The sequence below is a fragment of the Kribbella antiqua genome, assembly GCF_004345665.1.
GTDB classification, from domain to species: domain Bacteria; phylum Actinomycetota; class Actinomycetes; order Propionibacteriales; family Kribbellaceae; genus Kribbella; species Kribbella antiqua.
This window is the reverse complement of the sequence record NZ_SLWR01000009.1, coordinates 32,628-56,490: the sequence shown is the minus strand read 5'-3', so window position 1 is coordinate 56,490 and position 23,863 is coordinate 32,628. Positions and strand designations below refer to the sequence as shown.

Sequence of the window (23,863 nt, the reverse complement as noted above, 5' to 3'; positions counted from 1 at the left end):
CCCCCTGTTTTCCCTGCCCGAGGGGTTCCCTACCTTCTTCCGTATGGGTAACGACGGCAAGTTGGAGGTGACCGACCAGGTCATCGTCGTGCCGGCCCGGATCGCCGGGCTGATCATCGGCTTCTTCGTCCTCCGCTGGCTGCTGCACAAGCTGATTCGCCGGTTCGCCCGCCGGACCGGGAACGGCGCCGTGGCCGGGGTCCTGTCCAAGTCGAAGCGCGGCCAGGAGTTCGTCGAGAACACCCTGGCCAACGAGCGCCGGGCCCAACGGGCCGAGACGATCGCCTCGCTGCTGTGCAGCTCCGTGACGATCGTGCTGACCGCCGTCCTGGTGGTGATGGTGCTGGCCGAGCTCGGCTTCAACATCCTGCCGGTGGTGGCGTCGGCGAGCATCATCGGCGTCGCGCTCGGCTTCGGCGCCCAGACGCTGGTGAAGGACTTCCTGGCCGGCATCTTCATGATCTTCGAGGACCAGTACGGCGTCGGCGACCTGATCGACATGGAGAAGGCCACCGGCGTGGTCGTGAACGTCGGCCTGCGGATCACCACCCTCCGTGGCGAGGACGGCACCACCTGGTACGTCCGCAACGGCGAGGTCCTCCGCGTCGGCAATCTCGCCACCCGCGACCCGGACAGTACGGCGCCCTCCGGCGTCGGCAGCGCCACCGAGAAGGCCGAGGAAGAGGCTAAGCCGGACGACGAAAGTTCGGCGACCGGAACACCGAACGGAAGCCGAGCCCCAGATACAGCCGCTCGGCAGCCGAGCCATCGACCACCTGCAACGTGAGCACGCTCGCGGGATCGTCGTCCTCGCGGAGCAGGTAGAACGACAACAAACAGAAAGCCGCCGGACCCAAGCGGGCCCGGCGGCTTTCAAGCGGTTGTCAGGCCGTGAAGGTGACGTCCAGGGTGATGGTGGTGCCGGTCAGGGCCTGGGAGACCGGGCAGTTCTTCTTCGCGTCCTCGGCGAACTGGGCGAACTCGTCCGCGGTCAGGCCGGGGACCTTGCCGTTCACCGAGAGCTTGCTGCCCGTGATGCCCTCACCCGGCACGAAGGTCACCTCGGCGGTGGTGTCCAGGGACTCCGGCGCGTTCCCGGCCTTGGCCAGGATGTTCGACAGCGCCATGTTGAAGCAGCTCGAATGCGCCGCCGCGACCAGCTCCTCCGGGCTGGTCCGGCCGCTGGCCTCCGGCTCGGTACGGGCGGCCCAGGTCACGTCGTAGGTGCCCAGGCCGGACGACTCGAGGCTGACCTGACCGGCCCCCTCCAGCAGCGAACCTTCCCAGTGGGCCTTGGCAGAACGGGTTGCGGCCATGCTCGTTGTCTCTCCTTCGAAGAGCTCAGGTGCCGGACACGTCGATCGCGCCCGGGTACTGCGGTTCGTCGGTGTTCACCATGCTGTGCGCGGCCATCACCATGTAGGTCCAGATCTCCTCGTCCCGATCCGGTGGCAGCGCGATCTCGTCCAGCGCGGCGCGCATGTGGCCGAGCCAGCGGTCCCGGGCGCTCGGGGTGACGGCGAACGGGGCGTGCCGCAGCCGCAGCCGGGGGTGCCCGCGCTGGTCGGAGTACGTCCGCGGACCGCCCCAGTACTGCTCCAGGAACATCCGGAAGCGCACCTCGGCCGGGCCAAGGTCCTCCTCCGGGTACATCGGGCGCAGCTCCGGGTCGGCGGCGACACCGCGGTAGAAGGCCGCCACCAGCCGGTGGAACGTCTCGGCCCCGCCCACGGCGTCGTAGAAGCTCAGTTGATCGGTCATAACGGTCCCAGTCTCTCAAGCCGTCACAACGTGGTTGAGCAGGGAGTCCCGTTCGGTCTCACCGAGTGGACGCTTGGCGTGCGTCTCGCCGTCCACAGCGACAAGCACCGACACCGCTTCGGCGTAGACCTCTTCGGTCCCACCACTGCGGTCGACGATCCTCGAACCGAGCGTGTACGACGACGTACCTATCGAGTCGACCCAGACGTCGACGTCGTACGGCGGATGTCTCAGCAGGATCGGCCGCAGGTAGTCCACATTCTGGCTGACCAGGACACACGGGTGGTCGGCGAAGAAGTCGCCCGTCGTACCCATGATCTGGCTGAGGAACGCGATGCGGGCTTCTTGCAGGTAGTCGAAGTACCGGACGTTGTTCACGTGGTCGTACGAGTCGATGTCCGACCACCGGACCAGCACCTGGTGAGTGAAGCTCATGCGCCCACCAGCTTCTGCAGGACCTCACGCTCGACCAGGCTGATCCGGCGCAGGCGGTTGGCGGCGAAGTCGAACGGGACCAGCCTGGTGCGCGCCTCGACATAGGTACGACGCTCGGGCTCGGCGTCGAGGATCTCGTAGTCGACGGTGAACGAAGCGGCCCTGATCTCGCTGATCCAGAGTTCGATCCGCACCGGTTCGAGCCGGAAATGCAGCGGCGCGCGGTACTGGACCTCGTGCCGGGCCACCAGCAGACCGGTTTCCAGGTGATCCGCGCCGAGCTCCTTGGCGATCCGGAACAGGAAGTCGACCCGGGCATCCTGGAGGTAGTCGACGTACCGGCCGTTGTTCACATGACCGAGCGCGTCCATGTCACCCCACCGCAGCGGACAGTAGTAGACATGCCGGTTGTGATGATCCACACGGCGATGATGCCATCCGTAGTACTTCCGACATGACAGAGCGTGGGTAATGTCATCCCCGGCATCACCACAGACTTTAAGGAGCAGGCCCGATGACCGAGCAGCGGGTGGCGATTGTGACGGGCGCGGCCCGGGGAATCGGTGCGGCCGTCGCGCAGCGGCTCGCCAAGGACGGCAACGCGGTCGCGGTGCTCGACCTGGACGAGGGTGCCTGCGGTGGCACGGTGAAGGCGATCACCGAGGCCGGCGGTACGGCGATCGCGGTCGGCTGCGACGTCAGCCAGTCCGAGCAGGTCACCGCCGCGGTCGAGCGAGTCGTGGCCGAGCTCGGTAAGCCGACGATCCTGGTGAACAACGCCGGTGTGCTGCGCGACAACCTGCTGTTCAAGATGTCCGAGGACGACTGGGACACCGTCATGTCGGTGCACCTGAAGGGCAGCTTCCTGATGTCGCGCGCCGTCCAGGCGCACATGGTCGAGGCTGGCTACGGCCGGATCGTGTTCCTCTCCTCGACGTCGGCCCTGGGCAACCGCGGTCAGGCGAACTACGCGTCCGCCAAGGCCGGCTTGCAGGGCCTAGCGAAGACGCTGGCGATCGAGCTGGGCAAGTTCGGCGTCACCGCGAACGCGATCGCGCCGGGCTTCATCGAGACCGACATGACCGCGGCCACCGCGGCCCGGGTCGGGGTCGACTTCGAGGAGTTCAAGAAAGCGACGGCCGCGACCATCCCGGTGAACCGGACCGGTAAGCCGGAAGACATCGCCGCCGCCGCGTCGTACTTCTGCAGCGAAGAGGCCGGCTTTGTCTCCGGTCAGGTCTTGTACGTCGCCGGCGGACCCCGAAACTGAAGGAGTTGAGGATGGCGGAGTCGTTCACCGGCGTCGACGAGGTCGTGCACGCGGTCGGCACCCAGCTGGGTGAGACCGAGTGGCTGGAGATCACCCAGGAGCAGGTGAACACGTTCGCCGACGCCACCGGCGACCACCAGTGGATCCACGTCGACGTCGACCGCGCGAAGAAGGGCCCGTACGGCGGGACGATCGCGCACGGCTACCTCACTCTGAGCCTGATCGCCCGCTTCGGCGACGAACTGTTCTCGGTGAACGGCGTCACCGCCAAACTCAACTACGGCGTCAACAAGGTCCGCTTCCCCGCCCCCGTCCCGGTCGGCTCCCGAGTCCGCGCCTCCGCCTCCATCGCCAACACCGCCGCCACCCCCGCCGGCGTCCAGGTCTCCCTCAACTGGGTCATCGAACTCGAGCACTCCACCAAACCCGCCTGCGTCGCGGAAACCGTCGTACTCCTGGTCCCCTAGAACGGGCAGATGAGGACGGCGTGGGTGGCGATGCGGTAGTAGCCGAGCCATTCGTTGACGGCGATCATGGGGGTGTTGCCGTCGTAGTTGGCGGTGTAGGCGGCCTGGACGCCGGCGTCGGCGGCCCGGTGCAGGGCGGCGCACTTGACCAGCCTGGCCAGACCGCGTCCCCGGTAGTCAGGCATCGTCGCCGTCATCTGCGACCAGATCTTGCGGCGATCGCCGTTGCCGAGGGTGAACGCGATCACCTGGTCCTGGAAAACCGCCGCCATGCTCAGGTCCAGCACCATCCCCGGCGACGTCCACACTCCCCGGAGCCAGTCGTCGTACGGGCGTGAGGTGATCTTGGCGTCACCGGGCTTGGTCCGCTGCGCCACCTCGTCCGCCTCGTACACCTTCCGCGGCTCGAGCTGGTCCAGCGGCATCAGCTCCACACCACTCGGCACACCCGGGAGGTCCGGCGCCTTCCGCGGGTCGATCCCGGCGTAGTGCACCTGCCGGGTCTGCTGGTACCCCCACTGCGCCGCCCACTCCACCGACGACGGATCCGCGAACACCCGCGCGCTCGTCGCGCCGGCCGACCGCAGCTCCTCGTGCGTTGCCTCCAGCAACTTCGCGCCGATCCCCCGGCCGCGGTGCTCCGGATGGACCAGCACCCGCAACTGCCCGTCCAGCAGATCCGACCCAGCGATCAGCGCGGACGTCGCCCAGCCGACCACAACACCTGCGTCCACCGCGGCGAACGTTCCACGGCCTGGAACGGCGGGAGCCTCGAGCCGATGTCGCAACGCGGTGGCGGTGACGACCAAGTACGGCGCGTGGGCGTCGTGGAGCGCGACAGCCCCTTCGATATCCCCCGGTTCGGCAGGCCTGATCTCCATGCGAACTCCTTCGGCAAACTTCCCCGGAACATAACCCGTGCCAGGTGCATACCGAATGCGAAAGCGATTACAGCTCTGTCTCAGAGGGACCGCAGCAGACCGAGCTCGGTCTGCACCCGGCGATAGCCGAGCCAGTTGTTGATGGCAAGCATCGGGCCGTTCGCATCATCGTTGGAGGTGTACGCCGCGGTGATCCCGGCGGCGGCACAGCGACGCAGCCCGGCCGACTTGACCAGCTTCGCCAGACCTTTCCCGCGGTACGACGGAATCGTCCCGGTCATGCCCGACCAGGCACGATCACCGTCGATCTCGAACGAGGTGAAGCTCGCCACCTCGTCGCCGGCCATCGCGGCGACGCTGAGCGACTTGTCCAGGCCGGGAGCGTTCCAGACCTCATCAAGCCATTCGTCGTAGCCGACCGAGTCCAGCGGCGAGTCGCTGGGTTCGTCCAGCGACGCGACCGCGTCGGCGGTGTAGACCTGCTGCGGGTCCAGCTGATCCATCGTCACCAGCTCGAAGCCGTCCGGGGTGGCAGGCTGCTCCGGCAGCTCGCTCAGGTCGACACCCGAGAAGTGCATCTGCCGCGTTCCGTCGTACCCGCGATTGCGGGCGAACTCGAGACCGTCGGGATGAGCGAAAGCCCGCACCCTGATGGCGCCGACTTCGGTGAGGTGCTGGTGCAGGCGGTCGGACAGCGCGCTGCCGATCCCCTGGTTGCGATAGTCCGGGTGGACGTAGATCGAGATGCTGCTCTGCCCCGGTTCGCTGGTCCAGATGTTCAGCCCGGCGGATCCCCACGCCACCACTTCGCCGTTCGCGATCGCGACCAGCGGGAGGAACCGCTCCGCCGGTGACTGCACGGTGATCATGTGCCGAGTGGACTCGGGCGACATGATCTTGTACGAGTACACGGCCCGCCGTACCGCGGCCACACCCTCCGCGTCGTCCCCTACCGCAGGCCGGATCCGCACCCCAGTCGTCATGCCCGGACCCTAACCACGGGCCGGTTCAGCCGCCACGGATTAAAGACAGCAACCGGATCGCAACAGGGGTGCGCTCCGCGCGATTCGGCCGTGTAGCGGACAGCCATTAGAGTTGCCCGGTGCTGTCGGACTGATCGCCCCGACCGCCGGAAGTGCCATCGTGCTGGGACACGACGTGGTCACCGGCGGCGGGGAGTCCGCGGGTCTTGACAGACCCCGGTGTGGTCAGGGGTAAATAGCCACTATGCAGGTGACAGATGGTGTGGCGGCAGCGAAGATGCTCGCGGACCTCATGGTGTCCGACGGGCCCCGGGCGGAGTATGCGGAGGCGTTCCAGCCGTTCGCACCACTGATCGGCAGCTGGGATCTCGACGTCACCTGGTACGACGATGACGGCGCGATCACCCGGCAGACCAAGGGCGAGTGGCACTTCGCGTGGGCCCTCGACGGTCGCGCGGTCGCCGACATCTGGATCACGCCGAGCCGCGCGGCACGAGCGACCGACGGCGACGGCGAATGGGGTCTCACCATCCGCATCCACGATCCGGAACTGGACGCCTTCCGGTCCACCTGGATGGGCCCGAAGCACGCGTTCGTCATGACGTTCATCGGCCACGCGGGCGAGAACTCCCTGACCCTCGACGCACGCGAGCCACTCGCCGCGAAGACCCGCTGGATCTTCACCGGCATCTCCGAAACCGGCTTCCACTGGCGCAACGAGGACGAAGATGCCGACGGCAACATCATCGTCCGCCAGCGCTTCGTCGCCACCCGGCCTCAGCCATAAACCCGAACCGCCGCGGATGCGAGCTCGAGCAACCGGCCGCGCATCTCCACCGGTTCAAGCACTTCCACGTCGGCGCCAAAGCCGAGGAGCACACCGCACGCCGCCTCACGCACCCGAAAATGCATCGCGAGCTGCGGCCACTCGTCGTCCGACGGCACGTCCCTGGCCTGCTCCCCTTGCATCAGCATCGGCGTGGCGATCCGCCGTACCGTCTCGACCCGCTCCGGCCGCACCCGTACGACGACATCGACCCCAACGGGCATGTTCTGCTCGAGTCCCGACCGCAGCCGCTCCCACTCCGCCTTCACATCCAGGTCAGCCGGCCGATCGGCAACTTCCTCCAGTACGTCGACCTGCTCGACACGCGACACCCGGTACATCCGGGCAACCCCGCGATGCGCAGCGACGAGATACCAGCGACCGGCCTGCTCGACCAGTCCCCAAGGATCGACCGTACGACGCTGCAGCCCAGCACTAGCTGAGGCATACCGCAGCCGCACCCGCCGACGCGTGACCACCGCCTGCCGCAGTACCGGCAACGCCCCGGTGTCCTCGGCCTCGGCAAACCACCGACGACGATCCACCACGATCGCGCCCGACAACGCGTCGGCATCATCCTGAAGCTCCAGCGGCAGCGTCGACGACAGCTTGCCCATCGCGGACTGCAGCGCGTCCCGCAACCCAAGCTCCTCCGACAGCGCCGCCCGCCCCGACCAGGCGAACAACGCCTGCGCCTCCGGTGGCGTCAACCCACTCACGTCCGCGCGATACCCGGGAAGCAGCACACACCCGCCATTGCGGCCCCGCTCGGTGTAAACGGGTACGCCGGCCGCCGACAACGCCTCCATGTCCCGCATCACGGTCCGCGTCGAGACCTCCAGCCGCTCGGCCAACTGCCGCGCACTCAACCGCGGATGCCGCTGCAACAACAGAATGATCCGCAACAACCGGTCGGCTCGCACAGTTCCAACAATATGGGACAGAAGATGTCGTATATGTCCCGCGAGGCTGTCTCCATGACAAACATGACCGACCCGCGCCCTATGCTCGTCCGCGCCCTGGACCAGACCCAGCATCTGATCGACACCGTCGACCCGGCCGATCTGGACCGCCCTACCCCACTCCCCGAGTACGACGTCCGTACCCTGCTCGGCCACCTCATCACCGTGGCCGGCCGGATCAACCTCGGTCTGACCGGTGGCAACCCCCTCGACCTCCCGACCGTCACCACAGGTGTCGACGACGTGCCGACTGCGTGGAAAGAACGCCGTACGACGGTCGACGCCACGCTGGCGGACGACGCCGTACTCACCCAGATCTGCAAGCTCCCCTGGGGAACGCTGTCCGGCGCGGCCGCAATCGCCGCCTACACCGGCGAGCTCACCACGCACTCCTGGGATCTGGCGAAGGCAATCAACCGCACTGACGACCTGGACGACACGCTGGCAACGCACTGCCTACCGCTGGTCCGCCAGTTCCTCCCTGCCGAGCCTCGCGGCGGCCACGTCCCCTTCGGCCCTGTCGTAGCGGTAGCCGACGACGCACCGCCGTACGCCCAACTCGTCGCGTGGCAAGGACGTCAGCCCTAGCCGACGATTCCGCCTTTAAGGGTGAGGCCGCCGTCGATGGTGATGGTCTGGCCGGTGATCCACGACGCCTCGTCGGACAGCAGGAACCACACCAGCGAGGCAACGTCCTCCGGCACGCCCAGCCGCTGCAACGGGTACGACGCGGCCACCTTGTCCTCACGGCCTTCGTAGAGGGCTCCGGCGAACTTGGTCTTGACCACCGCCGGAGCCACTGCGTTGACGCGGATCTCCGGGGCCAGTTCGACCGCCAGTTCGGCAGTCACCCGGGACAGCATCGCCTTGGTCGCGCCGTACCAGCCGATCCCCGGTGAGGGCGCCAGACCGGCCACCGACGAGAGGTTGACCACCGCGCCGCCGTGTTCGCGCATCCACGCGTCCCGGCAGGCCTTCACCCAGGCGATCGTGGCCAGCACATTGGTGTCGACCATCTTGGCCGCGACTGCCTGGTCGACGTCCAGCAGCTTGCCGTAGATCGGGTTGATGCCGGTGTTGTTCACCAGCAGGTCCACCGACCCGTACGTCGCGACCGCCGCGGCAACCACCGTCGCACGATGCTCCGGATCGGCCGCCTTACCGGCGACCGCGAGCGCGTTCTCCCGGCCGCCGAGCGACTCGACCGCTTCGTCGAGGGTCTCCTGCGTGCGGCCGGTGATGACGACCCGAGCGCCGTCGGCCACCACGCGCTGCGCGATCGCCAGCCCGATCCCCCGGGACGCTCCGGTGATGATCGCCGTGCGGTCCTTCAGCGACATCAGCTGAGACGCTCCAGGACGACCGCCATCCCCTGGCCGCCGCCGACGCACATGGTCTCCAGGCCGAACTGCTTGTCCTCGAACTGCAGCCCGTTCACCAGCGTCGTCATGATCCGCGCACCGGTCGAGCCGAACGGGTGGCCGAGCGCGATCGCGCCGCCGTGCACGTTCAGCTTGTCCTCGTCGATGCCGAGCTCACGCGCCGAACCGATCACCTGGACCGCGAACGCCTCGTTGATCTCGACCAGGTCGATGTCGCTGATGCTCATCCCGGCCCGGGCCAGCGCCTGCTTCGACGCCTCGATCGGCCCGAGGCCCATGATCTCCGGCGACAGCCCGCTCACGCCGGTCGACACGATCCGCGCCAGCGGAGTCAGACCGAGCTCGCGCGCCTTGGTGTCGCTCATGATCACGACCGCCGCGGCACCGTCGTTCAGCGGACAGCAGTTGCCGGCCGTCACGGTCCCATCCGGCCGGAAGACCGGCTGCAGCTGGCTGACCTTCTCCAGCGTCGTCCCCGCCCGCGGACCGTCGTCCTTGCTCACCACGGTCCCGTCCGGCAGCGTCACCGGGACGATCTCGCGCTCGAAGAAGCCGTTGTTGATCGCCTTCTCGGCCAGGTTCTGCGAGCGGACACCGAACGCGTCCTGGTCGGCCCGGCTGATGCCCTTGAGCGTCGCCACGTTCTCCGCGGTCTGGCCCATCGAGATGTAGATGTCCGGGATCAGCCCGTCCTCGCGCGGATCGTGCCAGGTGTCGTTGGTCTCGGCGTACTTCTCGGTCCGCTGCACCGCGTCGGCGAAGACCTCGTTGAACGAGCTCGGGTCGCCGACCCCGGCCGAACCGAAGTTCTTGTACCGCGACACGCACTCGACACCGGCGCTGACGAAGATGTCGCCCTCACCGGACTTGATCGCGTGGAAGGCCATCCGCGCGGTCTGCGTCGACGACGCGCAGAACCGGTTGACCGTGGTCGCCGGCGTGTTGTCCCACCCCAGCTGCACCGCGATCCGCCGAGCCATGTTGCCGCCGTGCTCGTCGTGCGGCTCCGCACACCCGACGGCCAGGTCCTCGATCTGATCCCCGGTCAGCCCGGCCTTCCCGACCGCCGCCTTGATCATCTGTACGGCGAGATCGTCCGGCCGGATGCTGGTCAGCGACCCCTTGTACGCGCGCCCGATCGGGGACCGAGCGGTGGACACGATGACTGCTTCAGGCATTGCGAGGTCCTTTCAGAGGCCCAGGTCGCGACCGATGAGTTCCTTCATGATTTCGTTGCTTCCGGCCCAGATCTTGGTCACCCGGGCGTCCCGCCAGGCGCGCGCCACCCGGTACTCGTTCATGTAGCCGTAGCCGCCGTGCAGCTGCACGCAGGCGTCGAGGATCTCGTTCTGCACCTGGGCGCTCCACCACTTCACCTTCGCCGCATCGACCGCGGACAGCCGGTCCTCGTCATGCGCGACGATCGCGTTGTCGACGTACGCCTGGGTGACCTCGGCCTTGGTGACCAGCTCGGCGATAACGAACTTGTTGTACTGGAAGGACCCGACCGGCTGGCCGAACGCCTTCCGCTGCTTCACGTAGTCGATCGTCTCGTCCAGGATCTGGGTGGCCTGCGCGATGTTGGACACCGCGGCACCGACCCGCTCCTGGGCCAGCCGCTCCATCATGTGGATGAAGCCGCGGTCGACTTCGCCGAGCACATTGCCGTCCGGCACGAACACGTCCTCGAAGAACAGTTCCGACGTACCGGACTCGGTCTGGCCGACCTTGTCCAGCTTGCGACCGCGGGCGAAGCCGTCCATCCCCTCCTCGACCACGAAGAGGGTGATGCCCTTGGCGCCCTTGGCCGGGTCGGTGCGGGCGGCGACGATGACCAGGTCGGCCATGTCGCCGTTGGTGATGAAGGTCTTCGACCCGTTGACCACCCAGCCGTTGTCGACCTTCTTCGCGCTCGTCTTCAGCGCGGCCAGGTCGGATCCACCGGAGGGCTCGGTCATCCCGATCGCGGCGACGTACTCACCGGAGCAGAACTTCGGCAGCCACCGCTGCTTCTGCTCCTCCGTACCCAGATCGACCAGATACGGCGCGGCGCAGTCGAAGTGGATGCCGAAGCAGCTCGACAGCGACGCGGAGACCTTCGACACCTCCTCGGCGAAGACGGCGTTGAACCGGTAGTCGCCGACGCTCGAACCGCCGTACTCCTCCGGCACGTCCAGGCCGAGGAAGCCTTGCTTGCCGGCCTCCAGCCAGGCTCCTCGGTCGATCGTCTTCTCCTCGAGAAACTGCTCCATCCGCGGCACCAGCGAGCGGTCGCAGTACTCCTTGGCACTGGCCCGGAATGCGTGGTGGTCCTCGTTGAAGATGACGCGCTCCATGGGCCCTCCCGAGGAAAATGAGACTGGTGGCTAAGCGCTTGCTTAGCTTCGCGCTCTTGAGGCAGGGTGTCAACGTGTCCGCAGTCACGAGTCCCCTGGTCTGGGAGCATGTCCAGCCGGCCGCCGCCCGCCGGCTGCTGACCGGCGCCGTCGACGCGTTCGCCGAGCGCGGCTACCAGGCCACCACCACCCGCGACATCGCCTCCCGCGCGGGGATGAGTCCGGCCGCGCTGTACGTGCACTACCCGTCCAAGGAGCGGCTGCTCTTCGAGATCAGCCTCTACGGGCACAACGCAGCTCTCGAGGTACTGCGTTCGGCCGACGGAGGACCGTCACCGGCCGACCGCCTCCGCGGCATGATCTCCGCGTTCACCGCCTGGCACGCCGAGCACCACACCATCGCCCGCGTGGTGCAGTACGAGCTGGCAGCACTCTCCCCCGAGCACCTCACCGAGGTGGCCGCCATCCGGCGCGCCATTTCCGCGCAGATCGAGCAGGTCCTGGCCGACGGCGTGCAGGACGGCTCCTTCGCCGTCGACGATTTGCCCGGTACGACGCTCGCCGTACTGTCGCTGGCGATCGACGTAGCCCGCTGGTACACGCCGCACCGCGGTGATCCGGAGGGACTCGGCAAGCTCTACGCGGATCTCGCCCACCGGATGGTCCAGGCATGACAAAACCCCGCACCTGGGCAGATGCGGGGTTTTGACGAGTGCGTCAGGCCTGGAGTGCGGCCTGGACGTCGAGGTGGATGTCGACCTTGTCACCGATCAGCAGCTTGCCACCCTCGAGCGGCACGTTGAAGTCGATGCCCCAGTCCTTGCGGCTGATCGAGGCCTTCGCCTCGAAGCCGATGATGGTCTGGCCGTAGGCGTTCTGGTCCACACCCAGGAAGTCGACCGCGAGCTCGATCGGCTTCGCGACGTCCTTGATGGTCAGCTCGCCGACCAGGGTGTAGTCGTCGCCGTTCACGACCAGCGCGGTGCTGGCGAACGTCATCTTCGGGCTGTTCTCGGCGTCGAAGAAGTCGCCGGAGCGCAGGTGCCCGTCGCGCTGCTCGCTGCGGGTGTCGACGGAGGCCAGCTCGACGGTGACGTTGGCGGTCGACTCCTCCAGCGAGTCCTTGACGACGATCTCGCCGGCGTACTCCTTGAAGGTGCCGCGGACCTTGGTCATCAGGTGACGGACGGTGAAGCCGATCTCGCTGTGCGCAGCGTCGATGGCGTAGGTGCCGGCGACCAGGCCGGGGATGCTCGTGGTCGGGGTGGTGCCGGCGGCAACGGTCTCGCTCATTGGTTCCTCTTCTATCGGGGGCGTACTGGGGGCTTACGGTCGGGACTGTGGGAAGTTCAATGCTCAACCTCTTAGTCACGACACTAGAGAGGAACGATTTAAAAGTCAACTACATTCCCGGTACACTGTTTGCGTGACGATGACTACTGAGACCCGGTGGCTCGACGCCGAGCAGCAGGTGGCTTGGCGCGCGTACCTGCTGGGGACCGCGCGCCTGATGGCCAAGCTGGACGATGACCTGCGTCAATTCGGTATCGGCCTGAACGACTACGAGATCCTGGTCCGCCTCTCCGAAGCGCCCGACCGGCGCCTCCGGATGGCCGACCTCGCCGACCGGCTGCACCAGAGCCGCTCCCGGCTGACCCACACCGTGGGCCGCCTGGAAGCCGCCGAACTGGTCCGCCGAACGTCGTGCATCAGCGACAAGCGCGGCGTCTGGGCCGAGCTGACCGAGGCGGGCTTCGCCCTGCTCGAGTCCGCCGCGCCGACCCATGTCGAAGGCGTCCGGGAGAACCTGGTCGACCTGGCCGCCCCCGAGGACTTCGCCGCCGTCGGCCGCGTCTTCGACACCGTCTCGGAGCACATCGGCCAGCGCTGACTAGTTGCTGATCGGCGCTGTCGTGATCGGCGCTGGGGTGATCTCCAGCGCCGTGTCGTCGCGGTCGGCGCCGCGATAGGCGAGCATCGAGTCACGCATCCTGCGCTTGGCCGGCGGCAGGTGGTTGACCGCGCGCATCGCCGTACGCATGCCTGCCAGCGCCAGCCGCCCGACCACCGGCTTGTGGATCGGATCGTCAGCCGTCATCTGCGCCCGCGACTTGAGTACGGCGTCGAAGCCGTACTCGATCATCTTCGCCTCGTACTCACGGACGGCCGGGATCAGCTGCTGCCGGCCGTCGCGCACTTCGATCAGCTGACGGCAGAGGTTCACGGCGTCGCGGAGCGCGGTGTTCGCGCCGACACCGCGACCTGGCGTCATGGTGTGAATCGCGTCACCGAGCAGGGTCACGTTCGTCGTCTCCCAGGGCTCTAGCGGGACCGAGGTCCAGATGTTCACCGGGAAGCAGGTGCCCGGGTCGGTCAGCTCGAACAGCCGGCGCAGGTTCGGGTGCCAGTCCTGCGTGAGGTCGAGAGCTGCGTCGATCAGCTCACGGCCGCGCAGGTCCATCACATTGGCCGGCAGCTTGTCCGCAGTCGCCGAAAGTCCCCAGTTGATGTAGTCCCGGGTGTTGTCGAACTGCAGGCCCGGCCAGCCCCGGATCAGCTCCTCGGTATTGCCGCCGATCCCATGCTTGAGGTTGCCGTCGCGGTCCCACTGGAACTCCATCACATGCAGGATGCAGAACAGCCCACGCGGCGCGTTGACCATCGAGATCCCCTCGAACACCTTCGGCGGCACGAGTTTCGCGCTCTCCGCGGTGATCGGCAGCTTTCCCGCGAGCGCGATGATCCCGGTTTCCTCCGTCGTCGCCTGCGGCAGGTACTGGCGTCGCACGCGAGAATGAGCCCCATCGGCCGCCACCAGCAGGTCGCCGGTCGCGTGCGTACCGTCCGCGAAGTACGCCGTGACCTGGTCGCCGTGCTGCTCGAAGCGGGTGAACTCCTTGCCGAACTCGACCACGTCCTCGAGACCGGTCAGCAGGACTTGGCGCAGGGTCATCCGGCTGATCGACTTCTCGCTCTCCACCGGATCGGTCGACTCCGGCAGGTCGATCGAGAGGACCTCCTTGAGGTCCTCGGTCAGCATGTTGAAGTACTTCGGGTCCCGCGCCTTGGTGGCCACGAACGTGTCGTACAGCTCCTTCGGCAGCAGCGAGTGCAGCGCCCGGCTGCCGTCCGGGTCGATCCCGACCCGATAGCCGTGCAGGCCGTCCGTGCGCAGCGCGTCCCGCTCGAACACGGTCACGCCGATGCCGGCCCGCTTCAAACCGTGCGCCAGCGCGAGCCCACCGGTACCGCCACCGATCACCAGCACCTTCATCGTCCACTCCATTTGTCTCGGAACTTCAAGTATCTTGGCAATCTGAGTATCTTGGATGTCCGAGAGAAATACAAGCCCTATGCTGAGGCGGACCATGACCAGTTCCCGTGCAGAGCTCACCGCCGAGATCCAGCAGCGGATGATCCGGATGATCGCGGAGGTCGTCCTGTTCAATCACGCGGTCTCTGCGAAGGTCGGGCTGGGCGCGAGCGATTCCCAGTTCATGACCTTGCTGCAGACGTACGGCCCGCTGACCCCGCGCCAGCTCGCCGAGCACACGGGCCTTACCTCCGGCACGGTCACCGGCGTCATCGATCGGCTGGAGGCCACTGGCCTGGTCACCCGCCAGCCCGATCCGCACGACCGCCGCAAGGTCGTGGTCACGCCGTCGGCCGAGGCCATCCAGGAGAAGCTGGTTCCGCTGTACGCCGAGCAGGGCGCCCGGATGCACGCCGTACTGGCGACTCGCAGCGTCGAGGAACTGCGGGTCATCTCCGACTTTCTCGCGGACTCCCTCGGCTGAAAACGCTTTGCGGCGGTTGGGATGTCACGGAAGAATCGCGGCCCGTGACGGACTTCCATGCCGATGGCAGAGCCGGTATCTCGGCCGACCTCGTACGCCGGCTACTCGCGGAACAGTTCCCGGAGTGGTCCGGCCTGCCGGTGACCCCGGTCAAGGTCGACGGCTGGGACAACCGCACGTACCGGCTCGGCACGGACCTCACCGCGCGACTGCCGACGCACGAGAGCTACACGGCCGCCGTGCACAAGGAACATGAGTGGCTGCCGATCCTGGCGCCGTCGTTGCCCGTGCCCATTCCCGAGGCTGTCGCGAAGGGCGAGCCGGGCCAGGGATACCCGTACCACTGGGCTGTGCGTCGCTGGATTCCTGGCGAGACCGCGTCGCACGACTCGGTCTCGGATCTTTCCGGTTTTGCCCACTCGATCGCCGAGTTCATCCTGGCGCTGCAGAGTTGCGACGCTTCTGACGGGCCTGCGGCCGGTGCGCACAGCTTCCACCGGGGTGCGCCGCCGGAGTTCTACCACGACGAGACGATGGAGGCCCTCGTCGTACTGAAGGACCGGATCGACGCCGACTTGGCCCGTGAGGTGTGGGATGCGGCTCTGAGTACGTCGTGGGACCGGCCGCCGGTGTGGTTCCACGGGGACATCGCCAGCGGCAACCTGCTGGTTCAGGACGGCCGGCTGTCCGCCGTCATCGACTTCGGCACCTCAGGCGTCGGCGATCCGGCGTGCGACCTCGTCATCGCCTACACGTTCTTCTCCGGGGAGTCCCGCGAGGCTTTCCGGGAGGCTGTCGGGCAGGACGACGGGACCTGGGCTCGTGCCCGCGGCTGGGCACTTTGGAAGGCCCTCATCACCACGGACCTGCCGGTCGTCGAGCAGGTCCTGGCCGATCACCTACGCTGAACTCCACCCCCGCAGACTGTGCGGAGGTGGAGCTCTTGTGCGCTGAGTCTCAGTCGCGTGTCAGCTTGCGGTAGGTCACCCGGTGCGGGCGGGCCGCCTCCGGGCCGAGGCGCTCGACCTTGTTCGCCTCGTACGACGCGAAGTTGCCCTCGAACCAGAACCACTTCGCTGGGTCCTGGTCGGTGCCCTCCCAGGCGAGGATGTGCGTCGCCACCCGGTCAAGGAACCACCGGTCGTGGGAGACGACCACAGCACAGCCGGGGAACTCCAGCAGCGCGTCCTCCAGCGACTGCAGGGTCTCCACGTCCAGGTCGTTGGTCGGCTCGTCGAGCAGCAGCAGGTTGCCGCCCATCTTCAGGGTCAGCGCCAGGTTCAGCCGGTTCCGCTCACCGCCGGACAGGACGCCGGTCGGCTTCTGCTGGTCCGGGCCCTTGAAGCCGAACGAGGCGACGTACGCCCGGCTCGGCATCTCGAAGTTCGCGACCTTGATGAAGTCGAGCTCGTCGGACACCTGCTGCCAGACCGTCTTCTTCGGGTCCAGGCCGCCGCGCGACTGGTCGACGTACGAGATCTTCACCGTCTCGCCCAGCTTGAGGCTGCCCGCGTCCGGATGCTCCTCGCCGACGATCATCCGGAACAGGGTCGACTTGCCGACGCCGTTCGGGCCGACGATGCCGACGATGCCGGCGCGCGGGAGGCTGAAGCTCAGGCCGTCGATCAGCTTGCGGTCGCCGAAGCCCTTCTCCAGCTTGGAGACCTCCAGCACGGTGCTGCCCAGCCGCGGACCGGCCGGGATGTTGATCTCGTCGATGTCCAGCTTCTTGGACCGCTCGGCCTCGGCCGCGAGCTCCTCGTACCGGGCCAGCCGGGACTTGCTCTTGGTCTGCCGGGCCTTCGCGTTCGACCGGACCCACTCGAGCTCGCGCTCCAGGATCTTCTGCCGCTTCGCGTCCTTCTGCCCCTCGACCACGAGCCGCTGCTGCTTGGTCTCCAGGTACTTCGAGTAGTTGCCCTCGTAGCCGTACGTCTTGCCGCGGTCGAGCTCGAGGATCCACTCGGCGACGTTGTCCAGGAAGTAGCGGTCGTGGGTGATCGCCAGGACGGCGCCCGGGTACTTCTGCAGGTGCTGCTCCAGCCACAGCACGGACTCCGCGTCCAGGTGGTTGGTGGGCTCGTCGAGCAGCAGCAGGTCGGGCTGCTGCAGCAGCAGCTTGCACAGCGCGACCCGGCGGCGCTCTCCACCGGACAGGTTGTCCACCAGTACGTCGGCCGGCGGGCAACGCAGCGCGTCCATCGCCTGCTCCAGCTGGGCGTCGACGTCCCAGGCGTTGCGGTGGTCCAGCTCTGTCTGCAGGTCGCCCATCTCGGCGAGCAGCGAGTCGTAGTCCGCGTCCGGGTCGGCCAGCTCGGCGGAGATCTCGTTGAAGCGGTCGAGCTTCTGCTTGGTGTCGCCGACGCCTTCCTCGACGTTCTCGAGCACCGTCTTGCCCTCGGTCAACGGCGGCTCCTGCAGCAGGATCCCCACCGTCGCGTCGTCGGCCAGCCGCGCCTCACCGTTGGAGGGCTGATCGAGCCCCGCCATGATCTTGAACAGCGAGGACTTACCGGTGCCGTTCGGCCCGACCACGCCGATCTTCGCGCCGGTCAGGAAGTTCAGCGTGACGTTGTCGAGAACGACCTTGTCGCCGTGCGCCTTCCGGACGTTGCGAAGCGTGTAGATGAATTCCGCCATACCCCAGAGCCTATGTGTCGGGGGTAGTCCGGCCCAACTCGGTTGTCCACAGGTCAGGAACTCGCCGGGCCGGTCGGCGTGCGAGCCGTGCATCTTCTCTGCTGACAGCGCATCCACGACCGAACGAAAGGTGGACCTCATGAGCTACGGCGAGACCTACGTGACTGTGCTCGGACGACTCGGGAGCGACGTCCAGTTCAAGGAGATCAACGGACGCGACGGCCGTGCGTCGTTCCGGCTCGCGTCGACACCACGCCGCTACACCCAGGGAACGTACTCCGATCTGCCCACCACCTGGTATCAGGTCGAATGCTGGCGGAGCCTGGCACAGAACGCATTCGACTCGCTGCAGATCGGCCAGCCGATCGTCGTCCACGGGCGGTTGCGAACGCACGAATGGACCGACGAGGCCGGCGAGCAGCACAGCCGCGTGATCCTGGAAGCCTTCTCGATCGGCCACGACCTCAACCGGGGGACGACCTCCTTCACCAAGAACCCGCCGCGACGGGACTCCACCTCCGTTGACGGCTCCACCAACGCCGCCCCGGCCGAGGCCACCGCTTCGCCTTATCCCGCCGACGAGTACGCCGCGACGCCGATCCCGCTGACCCCCACCACCCGCGAAGCGGAGGCGGCATGACTCCGGCGTCAGCCGCGCGCGGTGGCGATGTTGTCGCGGCAGCGCGAGTAGGCGTCGAGCTCTTCGCGGGCGGGGGCGACGACGTGGCTGTCGGCGACCTGCTCGAGTTCGGTGCGGAGAGCCTTCGCGACGAGACGGGCACGACGGGCGGCCCCGCTGGTGGCGAAGAGACGGCAAACGACCGAAACGGCGAGTCCCAGCACCGCGCCACCGACCAGCATGATCCAGGCGTAGGGGATGCCGTTCCACTTCGGCAGCGTCGGCTCCTCCGGCTGCGTGTAGCTGAGGACCAGCGTCGTCACGAGCCAGCCGGCACCGCCGAGCGCGATCAGGAACAGCAGCCACTGGAGGAACCGTGCGGCGCCCCACCAGCCGGGGTTGTTGCTCGCCCCGAGGTCGGTCCGCGCGACCGCCTGGTCGAGCTCGTCGCCGAGCGACTCCTCCCGGCGGCGGATCGCCGAGCGCACCGAGTCCGCCCACGGCCGGGACAAGCCTTCCGCGGCCTTGTTCGTGATGGTGCGGACGGCGGTGTCCATCCGGGCCCGCTGCACTGGTGTTGCCGCAGGCAACGAAGAGCGCGCGATCGCGACCTCGTTGGAGGCCGACTTGCGCAGCGCCTTGCCCTGTTGCTTCGACACCTCGTCCAGCTGCAGGCGACGCAGCGGGTCCGGCCGGAATCGCCCGATCCACTTGGTGACCGGCCATCCCGTCGCGGCCCGGGCGCGCTGCAGGTAAGAGCGTCGTACGGCGTCGACCACGACCGGAAGACCGCTCGCGTCGGACAGTGCGTCGACGAGCTCGGTGATGTCGGCCTCGGCGATCTGGGGCGTCTTGGCGTTGCCACACTGGCTCGCCATCCGGTCGGCAACGCGGTCGACGTCTGCGGAGAGGCGTTCGCGGGCGGAGCGCTTGTTGCTGACTCGCTTGACCAGCAGCGCTCGGACCTCGTCGAGCCCGTCACCGGTGACGGCCGATGTCGCGACCACGGTCGGCGCCTTGAGACCGTCCGACTTGAGCAGCCGGTCCAGGTCGTTGAGGCAGCTCGTCCGCTGTTCCGGCGTGAGCTTGTCGATGTGGTTCAGCGCGAACGCCATCACGCCGGAGTGCGAGGCGTACGGCTTGATGTACCGGTTGTGCAGCGCGGCATCGGCGTACTTCTGCGGATCCACCACCCAGATGAGCATGTCGACCAGCTCCACCAGCCGATCGACGATCAGGCGATGCTCCACCTCGGTCGAGTCATGGTCGGGGATGTCCAGCAGGACCAGCCCGTCCAGATCCTCCGCCTGCGCGTCCTCCAGGGAGCTGCGGTGCTGCACCTGATGCCGGCGTGGGATGCCGAGCCAGTTGAGCAGTTCGCCGGCCGGCTCCTCGCCCCAAACACACGCGAGCGGCATCGAGCTGGTCGGCCGGCGCGTTCCGATCGCGGCCAGGTCGAGCCCTGTCAACGCGTTGAACAACGAGGACTTGCCCGAGCCCGTCGCACCGGCGAGCGCGACCACCGTCAGCTCACCGGACATCCGGAGGCGCTGCCCGGACCGTTCCACGATCTGCGCGGCCTCGGTGGTCACCACGGGGTCCAGCCGGCCTTGGCCGGCCGCCGCGGCTGCCTCGAGGGCGTCGATCTTCTTCAGGACATCGGTCTCGCCCCGGACGGGGGTCTCGACCGTATCCAGCGTCTCCGTCACGTGCAGTCCTCCACCGCGCGCGCGGCCTCCGTCAGTTGCCTGGCAGCCTCGGGGTCGACCGGATGCTGGTCGAGGACTGCCAGATAGCGGGCGAATTCGGCATCCATCAGGGCATGAACCTTACCGTCAAGGTCTTCCCGCGCCTTCTCGACCAGGGCCTTCACGGCCTTGTCGCCGAAGACCGCAGCGAGCAGCTTCTGCCCGACGACTGCGCTGCCGGCACCGGCGCTGGCCTCGGCCCCCTTCGGGATCCCGGCCTCGCTGGCGAAGATCACCACCATCAGCGAGAGGCCGAGCCCGTTCACGCCGTACTCCAGGAGGCGTGCGGTCGAACGCTTGTCCGCGCCCTCCTTGCGGATCAGGTCGAGCACGAACGCCTGCCACTCGCGGACCACCCGGCCCGCGGCGGCCGGGAACTCCTCGGACATCGCACCGAGCCCGGCATCGCCGGCGGCGAGCAACTGGCGTCCGGCGGCGCTTGCCTGCCAGGCCTTCTCGGCCCGTTCGGCGGCGGCCGCGGCGTGTTCCCGCAGCAGCGATTCCAGGCCCGACTCGATCGCGTCGTTGACGTCTCGCGTCTGCGCGGGTTTGCTGGCGAGCGAGCTCTTCACCTTGTCGCGCAGGCGGCCGGCGTTGGACTGCAACCCCTTCAGGAGCTCACCGGTGCCGACGAACTCCTGCCAACGAGCCAGCACCTCGCCGCGCAGCAGCGTCCCATCCTGGCTCGCCTTCGCAACATCCTTGACCGCTTGGTCGTACGCGGCCTCGGCCGTCGACCGCAGCTCGATCACGGTGTCGGCCTGGGCCCGGACCGCTGCCGCGAACGGCGGCGTCTTCTTGACCATCGCGGTCACCGCGCCCTGCAGGGTGCGGCGGACAACGGCCGACCGGGCTTCCGCATCCGCGGCCAGGTCGATCAGCCAGTCCTTGATCGAGGCAACGGTCTCGGCCGGCAGCATGCCGTTGCCGTCGACAACCGTCTCCTGGATGGAGAACAGCGGCGAGTCGCCGAGCCCACGCTCCAGCAGCATCTGCGCGAGGTGACCGGTGATGTCGTCGATGGTCTCCCCCGGCGCCCGGTCCAGCACGACTGCGACCGCGGTACTGCGATCCGAAGCGCTCTGCAGGAAGTCCCACGGGACGGCGTCGGAGTACCGCGCGGCGGTGGTGACGAACAGCCAGAGATCGGCCGCGGCGAGCAACTGGGTGGCGAGATCCCGGTTCGCCTCGACGACCGAGTCGATGTCGGGCGCGTCCAGGATCGCGAGTCCCCGCGGAACGGTGTCAGAGGCAACCAACCGCAGCTGCCCCGGATCCTCCATGCCGCCCGGGCTCTCACTGCTGGTCCTGGCCATCCCGGGCAGCACCCGGTCACCGACGAACCAATCGGCGTCGGCCGGGTGATGGATCAGGACGGGCGAACGTGTCGTCGGCCGGAGTACACCTGGCTCGCTGACAACCTTTCCGATGATCGTGTTGACGAGCGTCGACTTTCCGGCCCCGGTCGATCCACCCACAACCGCAAGTACCGGCGCTTCCAGCTGAACCAGCCGCGGCAGGATGTAGTCGTCCAGCTGATCCAGCATCCCCTTCTGCTGCTGCCGAGCCTCGTCGGCCCCCACCACATCAATCGGCAACTGACTAGCCGCCAACGCCCCCCGCAGCCGCATCAGCGCCGTAATCAAAGCCATAGCCGCCTGCTCAGCCGCCACCCGCGCAGCCAACTCCTCCGCAGTCAGCTCCTCAGGCTCTCCAACCCCCTCAGCCTCAGCCGCCACACCCTCACCATCAGCGGGTTGCTCCGCGGCCCCGTCTGATGCGCCGTCACCTTCAGCAGGTTGCTCCGACTCAGCGTCCACAGCCTCAGCTGATTCGCTGTCACCCTCAGCGGGTTGCTCCACCTCAGCATCCGCACCCTCAGCTGATGCGCTGTCTCCCTCAGCGGGTTGCTTCGACTTCGCATCCGCAGCTACAGCCGGCGCACCTTCAGCATCAGCCGACGCCTCCGCCGCACCAACCGCACCCGAATCATCCCCACCGGTCTCAGCTGACTCGACAGCCTCGCCTACCCCCGAGTCAGCCACCGCCCCGGACGCTACTGCCGCGGCCTCAGCCGCCCCCGACTCGTCCCCAGCAGCTTCAACCGACTCGGCACCCTCGGTCTCGGCTACCTCTCCACCGTCCGATGCCTCCGACTCAAGCTCAGCATCTGCAGCAGCACCGCCGTCGCCGTCACCCGACCCGCCGGATCCTTCAGCCTTCGCAGCCGAACCGTCACCCCGCTCAACCTCCGCGGGTACGCCGTCACCGGACTCTTCGGTCTCCGCAGCCGGGACCTCAGCTGATGCACCTTCGCCGCCGCCTGCGTCCTCCGAGTCACCAGTAGCAGCCTCGGCCAGCACACCTTCACCATCAGCTGACGGCTCAGACTCGGCAGTCTCCTGACCCGCCTCACCCTCAGCAGCATCAGCCTGCGCAGACGCACCCTCAACTACCTCGGCTCGCCCCGCGTCACCCTCAGCCTCGTCGCCGTCAGCGGCCTCGGCATCCCCACCACCTGCCCCATCGGCCTCGGCATTCCCGGTAGCTGCCCCATCGGCCTCGGCGTCCCCGGTGCCCGCGCCATCAGCCTCGTCAGGATCCGCCGCAGCACTCGTCTCGCCAGAGTCGGCCGGGACGTCGGACTGCTCCGCCGCAGGCTCGTCAGCCGAGTCGGAGGCTTGCGCTGCGTCGTCGGCCGCGTGAGTCTCACCTGCATCGCCGTCGGCCGGGTCAGTCTCGCCTGCATCGGAGCCTGCCTGCTCAACGTCTGCTTGTTCGGCGAGTGGTTGCTCGACATCGGCCTGCTCAGCAAACGCCTGCTCGGGGTCTGACTGATCGGCGTCTGCATCGGCGTCCGCGACCTCTGCCGCGCTTTCGTTTGCCTTTGGACGCTCGGGAGTTCCCTCGCCGGAGGTCTGTTTCGGGAGTCCGACGATGATGTTGCCGAATTCCAGTGGGAACCCGTCCGGCGACTCGTCCGGCTCGTACACGACACCCACCGTGGGCCGAGAGCGCTCCGCAGGCTTCTCAGTTCCCTCAGCAGCATCCGCACTCGCGCCGGCTTCCGTCCCCGCACCCTCGGCAGCCGTCGCACCGCCATCAGCCGGTTCATCGGCACCCGCAACCTGCGAATCGGCACCCGCAGCTTCTCCGCCGCTTGCCTCGGGAGCGGCACCTGCGGCCTGCGCGTCCGAACCCCCGGCCTCCGCGGCGTCCGTGGGCTTTGCGTCGGCACCTGCAGGCTCTCCGTCGCCTCCAGTTTCCCCGTCGTCAGCCGCCGCCTGGTCGGCGGCACCTGCGCGCTGCGCAGGAGCATCCCCGACCTCTGCGTCGGCATCCGCGGCCTTCCCGTCGGTCGGCGAGCTTGTGCTCTCGGCGGCCTCCGCCTGCGCAGCCGTCACGTCTGCCTCGTCGGCCCTTGGCTCCGTGGGCTCGGGGCCGGCTGGGCTGGGCTGCGTCGGCTGGGGTTCGGCGGCGGGCGTCGTACTGGGGCTATCTGTGGAGGCGGACTTGCGTCGGCGGCGGCGCCAGAAGCCTTTGCCCTTGGCATCGGACTTGTCCGACTGGGCGATCAGCTTGGCCAGTTCGTGGGCAGGCTGATCCCGGTTCGGAACCCGCGGCTCTCCCGAGCGCTCCGAACCGTCACCGGCTGCTGACCTGATGTCAGCCACGGTGTCCGCCCACGAGCACAGAGTGCCCGGTCGGACAGCGCAGAAGCAAAGTCATCATCATCCCCGTTTGGCGGCGTGGACG

General features: G+C 67.8%; 25 protein-coding genes. 10 read left to right on the top strand and 15 right to left on the bottom strand.

Going from position 1 to position 23,863, the window contains the following annotated elements:
- The first annotated feature begins 43 nt into the window (after positions 1–43).
- Entirely contained in the window at positions 44–787 is a 744-nt protein-coding gene (locus EV646_RS24725; protein WP_241996303.1) for a mechanosensitive ion channel family protein, read from the top strand.
- A gap of 97 nt (positions 788–884) precedes the next feature.
- Here the strand turns inward: EV646_RS24725 and EV646_RS24720 are convergent, their stop codons facing one another.
- From EV646_RS24720 to EV646_RS24705, 4 genes are read right to left on the bottom strand one after another with little or no spacing between them, the layout of a single operon-like run.
- Positions 885–1,316, bottom strand: coding sequence for an OsmC family peroxiredoxin (locus tag EV646_RS24720; RefSeq protein WP_132152525.1), 432 nt, complete (start codon positions 1,314–1,316; stop codon positions 885–887).
- Positions 1,317–1,341: 25 nt separating this feature from the next.
- On the bottom strand, positions 1,342–1,761 hold the full coding sequence (locus EV646_RS24715) for a globin (RefSeq protein ID WP_132152523.1): 420 nt from the start codon (positions 1,759–1,761) through the stop codon (positions 1,342–1,344).
- 15 nt (positions 1,762–1,776) lie between these two features.
- Positions 1,777–2,196: an acyl-CoA thioesterase gene (locus EV646_RS24710; protein WP_132152521.1), complete on the bottom strand. Its 420-nt coding sequence runs from the start codon at positions 2,194–2,196 to the stop codon at positions 1,777–1,779.
- Positions 2,193–2,618: an acyl-CoA thioesterase gene (locus EV646_RS24705; protein ID WP_241996302.1), complete on the bottom strand. Its 426-nt coding sequence runs from the start codon at positions 2,616–2,618 to the stop codon at positions 2,193–2,195. Before EV646_RS24705 ends, EV646_RS24710 begins: the two co-directional genes overlap by 4 nt.
- 92 nt (positions 2,619–2,710) lie before the next feature.
- Here EV646_RS24705 and fabG point away from each other — a divergent pair, with 92 nt between their 5' ends.
- Together fabG and EV646_RS24695 are read left to right on the top strand one after the other, a co-directional pair.
- A complete protein-coding gene (gene fabG, locus EV646_RS24700) occupies positions 2,711–3,466 on the top strand; it encodes a 3-oxoacyl-ACP reductase FabG (RefSeq protein ID WP_132152519.1) in 756 nt (251 codons plus the stop codon).
- Between the two features lie 11 nt (positions 3,467–3,477).
- Entirely contained in the window at positions 3,478–3,933 is a 456-nt protein-coding gene (locus EV646_RS24695) for a MaoC family dehydratase (RefSeq protein WP_132152517.1), read from the top strand.
- Here the strand turns inward: EV646_RS24695 and EV646_RS24690 are convergent.
- Together EV646_RS24690 and EV646_RS24685 are read right to left on the bottom strand one after the other, a co-directional pair.
- On the bottom strand, positions 3,930–4,814 hold the full coding sequence (locus EV646_RS24690; RefSeq protein WP_132152515.1) for a GNAT family N-acetyltransferase: 885 nt from the start codon (positions 4,812–4,814) through the stop codon (positions 3,930–3,932). The two genes, EV646_RS24695 and EV646_RS24690, sit on opposite strands and share 4 nt — an antisense overlap.
- Positions 4,815–4,894: 80 nt before the next feature.
- Positions 4,895–5,797, bottom strand: coding sequence for a GNAT family N-acetyltransferase (locus EV646_RS24685; RefSeq protein ID WP_132152513.1), 903 nt, complete (start codon positions 5,795–5,797; stop codon positions 4,895–4,897).
- Between the two features lie 250 nt (positions 5,798–6,047).
- Here EV646_RS24685 and EV646_RS24680 point away from each other — a divergent pair, with 250 nt between their 5' ends.
- Positions 6,048–6,584, top strand: a complete 537-nt coding sequence (locus EV646_RS24680; RefSeq protein ID WP_241996301.1) for a hypothetical protein — start codon at positions 6,048–6,050, stop codon at positions 6,582–6,584.
- Here the strand turns inward: EV646_RS24680 and EV646_RS24675 are convergent.
- Positions 6,575–7,546: a helix-turn-helix transcriptional regulator gene (locus tag EV646_RS24675; protein ID WP_132152509.1), complete on the bottom strand. Its 972-nt coding sequence runs from the start codon at positions 7,544–7,546 to the stop codon at positions 6,575–6,577. The genes EV646_RS24680 and EV646_RS24675 overlap by 10 nt on opposite strands.
- A 54-nt stretch (positions 7,547–7,600) precedes the next feature.
- Here EV646_RS24675 and EV646_RS24670 point away from each other — a divergent pair, with 54 nt between their 5' ends.
- Positions 7,601–8,173: a TIGR03086 family metal-binding protein gene (locus EV646_RS24670; protein WP_241996300.1), complete on the top strand. Its 573-nt coding sequence runs from the start codon at positions 7,601–7,603 to the stop codon at positions 8,171–8,173.
- On the opposite strand, the gene EV646_RS24665 is transcribed toward EV646_RS24670, so the two are convergent.
- From EV646_RS24665 to EV646_RS24655, 3 genes are read right to left on the bottom strand one after another with little or no spacing between them, the layout of a single operon-like run.
- Positions 8,170–8,925 (bottom strand): SDR family oxidoreductase, encoded by a 756-nt coding sequence (locus tag EV646_RS24665; protein WP_132152507.1) that lies wholly within the window; start codon positions 8,923–8,925, stop codon positions 8,170–8,172. The two genes, EV646_RS24670 and EV646_RS24665, sit on opposite strands and share 4 nt — an antisense overlap.
- Positions 8,925–10,145: an acetyl-CoA C-acetyltransferase gene (locus EV646_RS24660; protein ID WP_132152505.1), complete on the bottom strand. Its 1,221-nt coding sequence runs from the start codon at positions 10,143–10,145 to the stop codon at positions 8,925–8,927. Before EV646_RS24660 ends, EV646_RS24665 begins: the two co-directional genes overlap by 1 nt.
- A 12-nt stretch (positions 10,146–10,157) precedes the next feature.
- On the bottom strand, positions 10,158–11,303 hold the full coding sequence (locus EV646_RS24655; RefSeq protein WP_132152503.1) for an acyl-CoA dehydrogenase family protein: 1,146 nt from the start codon (positions 11,301–11,303) through the stop codon (positions 10,158–10,160).
- A gap of 74 nt (positions 11,304–11,377) precedes the next feature.
- Between EV646_RS24655 and EV646_RS24650 the strand changes: the two genes are divergently transcribed.
- Positions 11,378–11,977 carry a TetR/AcrR family transcriptional regulator gene (locus EV646_RS24650; RefSeq protein ID WP_132152501.1) on the top strand — a complete coding sequence of 200 codons (600 nt, stop codon included), beginning with the start codon at positions 11,378–11,380 and terminating at the stop codon, positions 11,975–11,977.
- Between the two features lie 43 nt (positions 11,978–12,020).
- Here the strand turns inward: EV646_RS24650 and EV646_RS24645 are convergent, their stop codons facing one another.
- Positions 12,021–12,596, bottom strand: coding sequence for a YceI family protein (locus tag EV646_RS24645; protein WP_132152499.1), 576 nt, complete (start codon positions 12,594–12,596; stop codon positions 12,021–12,023).
- Positions 12,597–12,735: 139 nt separating this feature from the next.
- Between EV646_RS24645 and EV646_RS24640 the strand changes: the two genes are divergently transcribed.
- Entirely contained in the window at positions 12,736–13,194 is a 459-nt protein-coding gene (locus EV646_RS24640) for a MarR family winged helix-turn-helix transcriptional regulator (RefSeq protein WP_132153099.1), read from the top strand.
- On the opposite strand, the gene EV646_RS24635 is transcribed toward EV646_RS24640, so the two are convergent.
- Entirely contained in the window at positions 13,195–14,577 is a 1,383-nt protein-coding gene (locus tag EV646_RS24635) for an FAD-dependent oxidoreductase (RefSeq protein ID WP_132152497.1), read from the bottom strand.
- 94 nt (positions 14,578–14,671) lie between these two features.
- Between EV646_RS24635 and EV646_RS24630 the strand changes: the two genes are divergently transcribed.
- Together EV646_RS24630 and EV646_RS24625 are read left to right on the top strand one after the other, a co-directional pair.
- The gene (locus EV646_RS24630; protein ID WP_199237166.1) at positions 14,672–15,100 is read left to right on the top strand and encodes a MarR family winged helix-turn-helix transcriptional regulator; all 429 of its coding nucleotides are present in this window, start codon (positions 14,672–14,674) and stop codon (positions 15,098–15,100) included.
- A 44-nt stretch (positions 15,101–15,144) separates the two neighbouring features.
- Positions 15,145–16,008, top strand: coding sequence for an aminoglycoside phosphotransferase family protein (locus EV646_RS24625; protein ID WP_132152495.1), 864 nt, complete (start codon positions 15,145–15,147; stop codon positions 16,006–16,008).
- A 49-nt stretch (positions 16,009–16,057) separates the two neighbouring features.
- On the opposite strand, the gene ettA is transcribed toward EV646_RS24625, so the two are convergent.
- Positions 16,058–17,740 carry an energy-dependent translational throttle protein EttA gene (gene ettA / locus EV646_RS24620; protein WP_132152493.1) on the bottom strand — a complete coding sequence of 561 codons (1,683 nt, stop codon included), beginning with the start codon at positions 17,738–17,740 and terminating at the stop codon, positions 16,058–16,060.
- 139 nt (positions 17,741–17,879) lie between these two features.
- Between ettA and EV646_RS24615 the strand changes: the two genes are divergently transcribed.
- On the top strand, positions 17,880–18,380 hold the full coding sequence (locus tag EV646_RS24615) for a single-stranded DNA-binding protein (protein WP_158291009.1): 501 nt from the start codon (positions 17,880–17,882) through the stop codon (positions 18,378–18,380).
- A gap of 8 nt (positions 18,381–18,388) precedes the next feature.
- On the opposite strand, the gene EV646_RS24610 is transcribed toward EV646_RS24615, so the two are convergent.
- Positions 18,389–20,068 (bottom strand): YfjP family GTPase, encoded by a 1,680-nt coding sequence (locus EV646_RS24610; protein ID WP_241996299.1) that lies wholly within the window; start codon positions 20,066–20,068, stop codon positions 18,389–18,391.
- Positions 20,065–23,781 carry an AAA family ATPase gene (locus tag EV646_RS40220; RefSeq protein WP_241996298.1) on the bottom strand — a complete coding sequence of 1,239 codons (3,717 nt, stop codon included), beginning with the start codon at positions 23,779–23,781 and terminating at the stop codon, positions 20,065–20,067. Before EV646_RS40220 ends, EV646_RS24610 begins: the two co-directional genes overlap by 4 nt.
- Between the last annotated feature and the right edge of the window lie 82 nt (positions 23,782–23,863).

Excerpts from the sequence above, each read along its gene's own strand:
- EV646_RS24725 (WP_241996303.1), top strand. The coding sequence starts at position 44 with ATGGGTAACGACGGCAAGTTGGAGGTGACCGACCAGGTCATCGTCGTG.
- EV646_RS24720 (WP_132152525.1), bottom strand. The coding sequence starts at position 1,316 with ATGGCCGCAACCCGTTCTGCCAAGGCCCACTGGGAAGGTTCGCTGCTG.
- EV646_RS24715 (WP_132152523.1), bottom strand. The coding sequence starts at position 1,761 with ATGACCGATCAACTGAGCTTCTACGACGCCGTGGGCGGGGCCGAGACG.
- EV646_RS24710 (WP_132152521.1), bottom strand. The coding sequence starts at position 2,196 with ATGAGCTTCACTCACCAGGTGCTGGTCCGGTGGTCGGACATCGACTCG.
- fabG (WP_132152519.1), top strand. The coding sequence starts at position 2,711 with ATGACCGAGCAGCGGGTGGCGATTGTGACGGGCGCGGCCCGGGGAATC.
- EV646_RS24695 (WP_132152517.1), top strand. The coding sequence starts at position 3,478 with ATGGCGGAGTCGTTCACCGGCGTCGACGAGGTCGTGCACGCGGTCGGC.
- EV646_RS24690 (WP_132152515.1), bottom strand. The coding sequence starts at position 4,814 with ATGGAGATCAGGCCTGCCGAACCGGGGGATATCGAAGGGGCTGTCGCG.
- EV646_RS24685 (WP_132152513.1), bottom strand. The coding sequence starts at position 5,797 with ATGACGACTGGGGTGCGGATCCGGCCTGCGGTAGGGGACGACGCGGAG.
- EV646_RS24670 (WP_241996300.1), top strand. The coding sequence starts at position 7,601 with ATGACAAACATGACCGACCCGCGCCCTATGCTCGTCCGCGCCCTGGAC.
- EV646_RS24665 (WP_132152507.1), bottom strand. The coding sequence starts at position 8,925 with ATGTCGCTGAAGGACCGCACGGCGATCATCACCGGAGCGTCCCGGGGG.
- EV646_RS24660 (WP_132152505.1), bottom strand. The coding sequence starts at position 10,145 with ATGCCTGAAGCAGTCATCGTGTCCACCGCTCGGTCCCCGATCGGGCGC.
- EV646_RS24655 (WP_132152503.1), bottom strand. The coding sequence starts at position 11,303 with ATGGAGCGCGTCATCTTCAACGAGGACCACCACGCATTCCGGGCCAGT.
- EV646_RS24645 (WP_132152499.1), bottom strand. The coding sequence starts at position 12,596 with ATGAGCGAGACCGTTGCCGCCGGCACCACCCCGACCACGAGCATCCCC.
- EV646_RS24640 (WP_132153099.1), top strand. The coding sequence starts at position 12,736 with ATGACTACTGAGACCCGGTGGCTCGACGCCGAGCAGCAGGTGGCTTGG.
- EV646_RS24635 (WP_132152497.1), bottom strand. The coding sequence starts at position 14,577 with ATGAAGGTGCTGGTGATCGGTGGCGGTACCGGTGGGCTCGCGCTGGCG.
- EV646_RS24630 (WP_199237166.1), top strand. The coding sequence starts at position 14,672 with ATGACCAGTTCCCGTGCAGAGCTCACCGCCGAGATCCAGCAGCGGATG.
- ettA (WP_132152493.1), bottom strand. The coding sequence starts at position 17,740 with ATGGCGGAATTCATCTACACGCTTCGCAACGTCCGGAAGGCGCACGGC.
- EV646_RS24615 (WP_158291009.1), top strand. The coding sequence starts at position 17,880 with ATGAGCTACGGCGAGACCTACGTGACTGTGCTCGGACGACTCGGGAGC.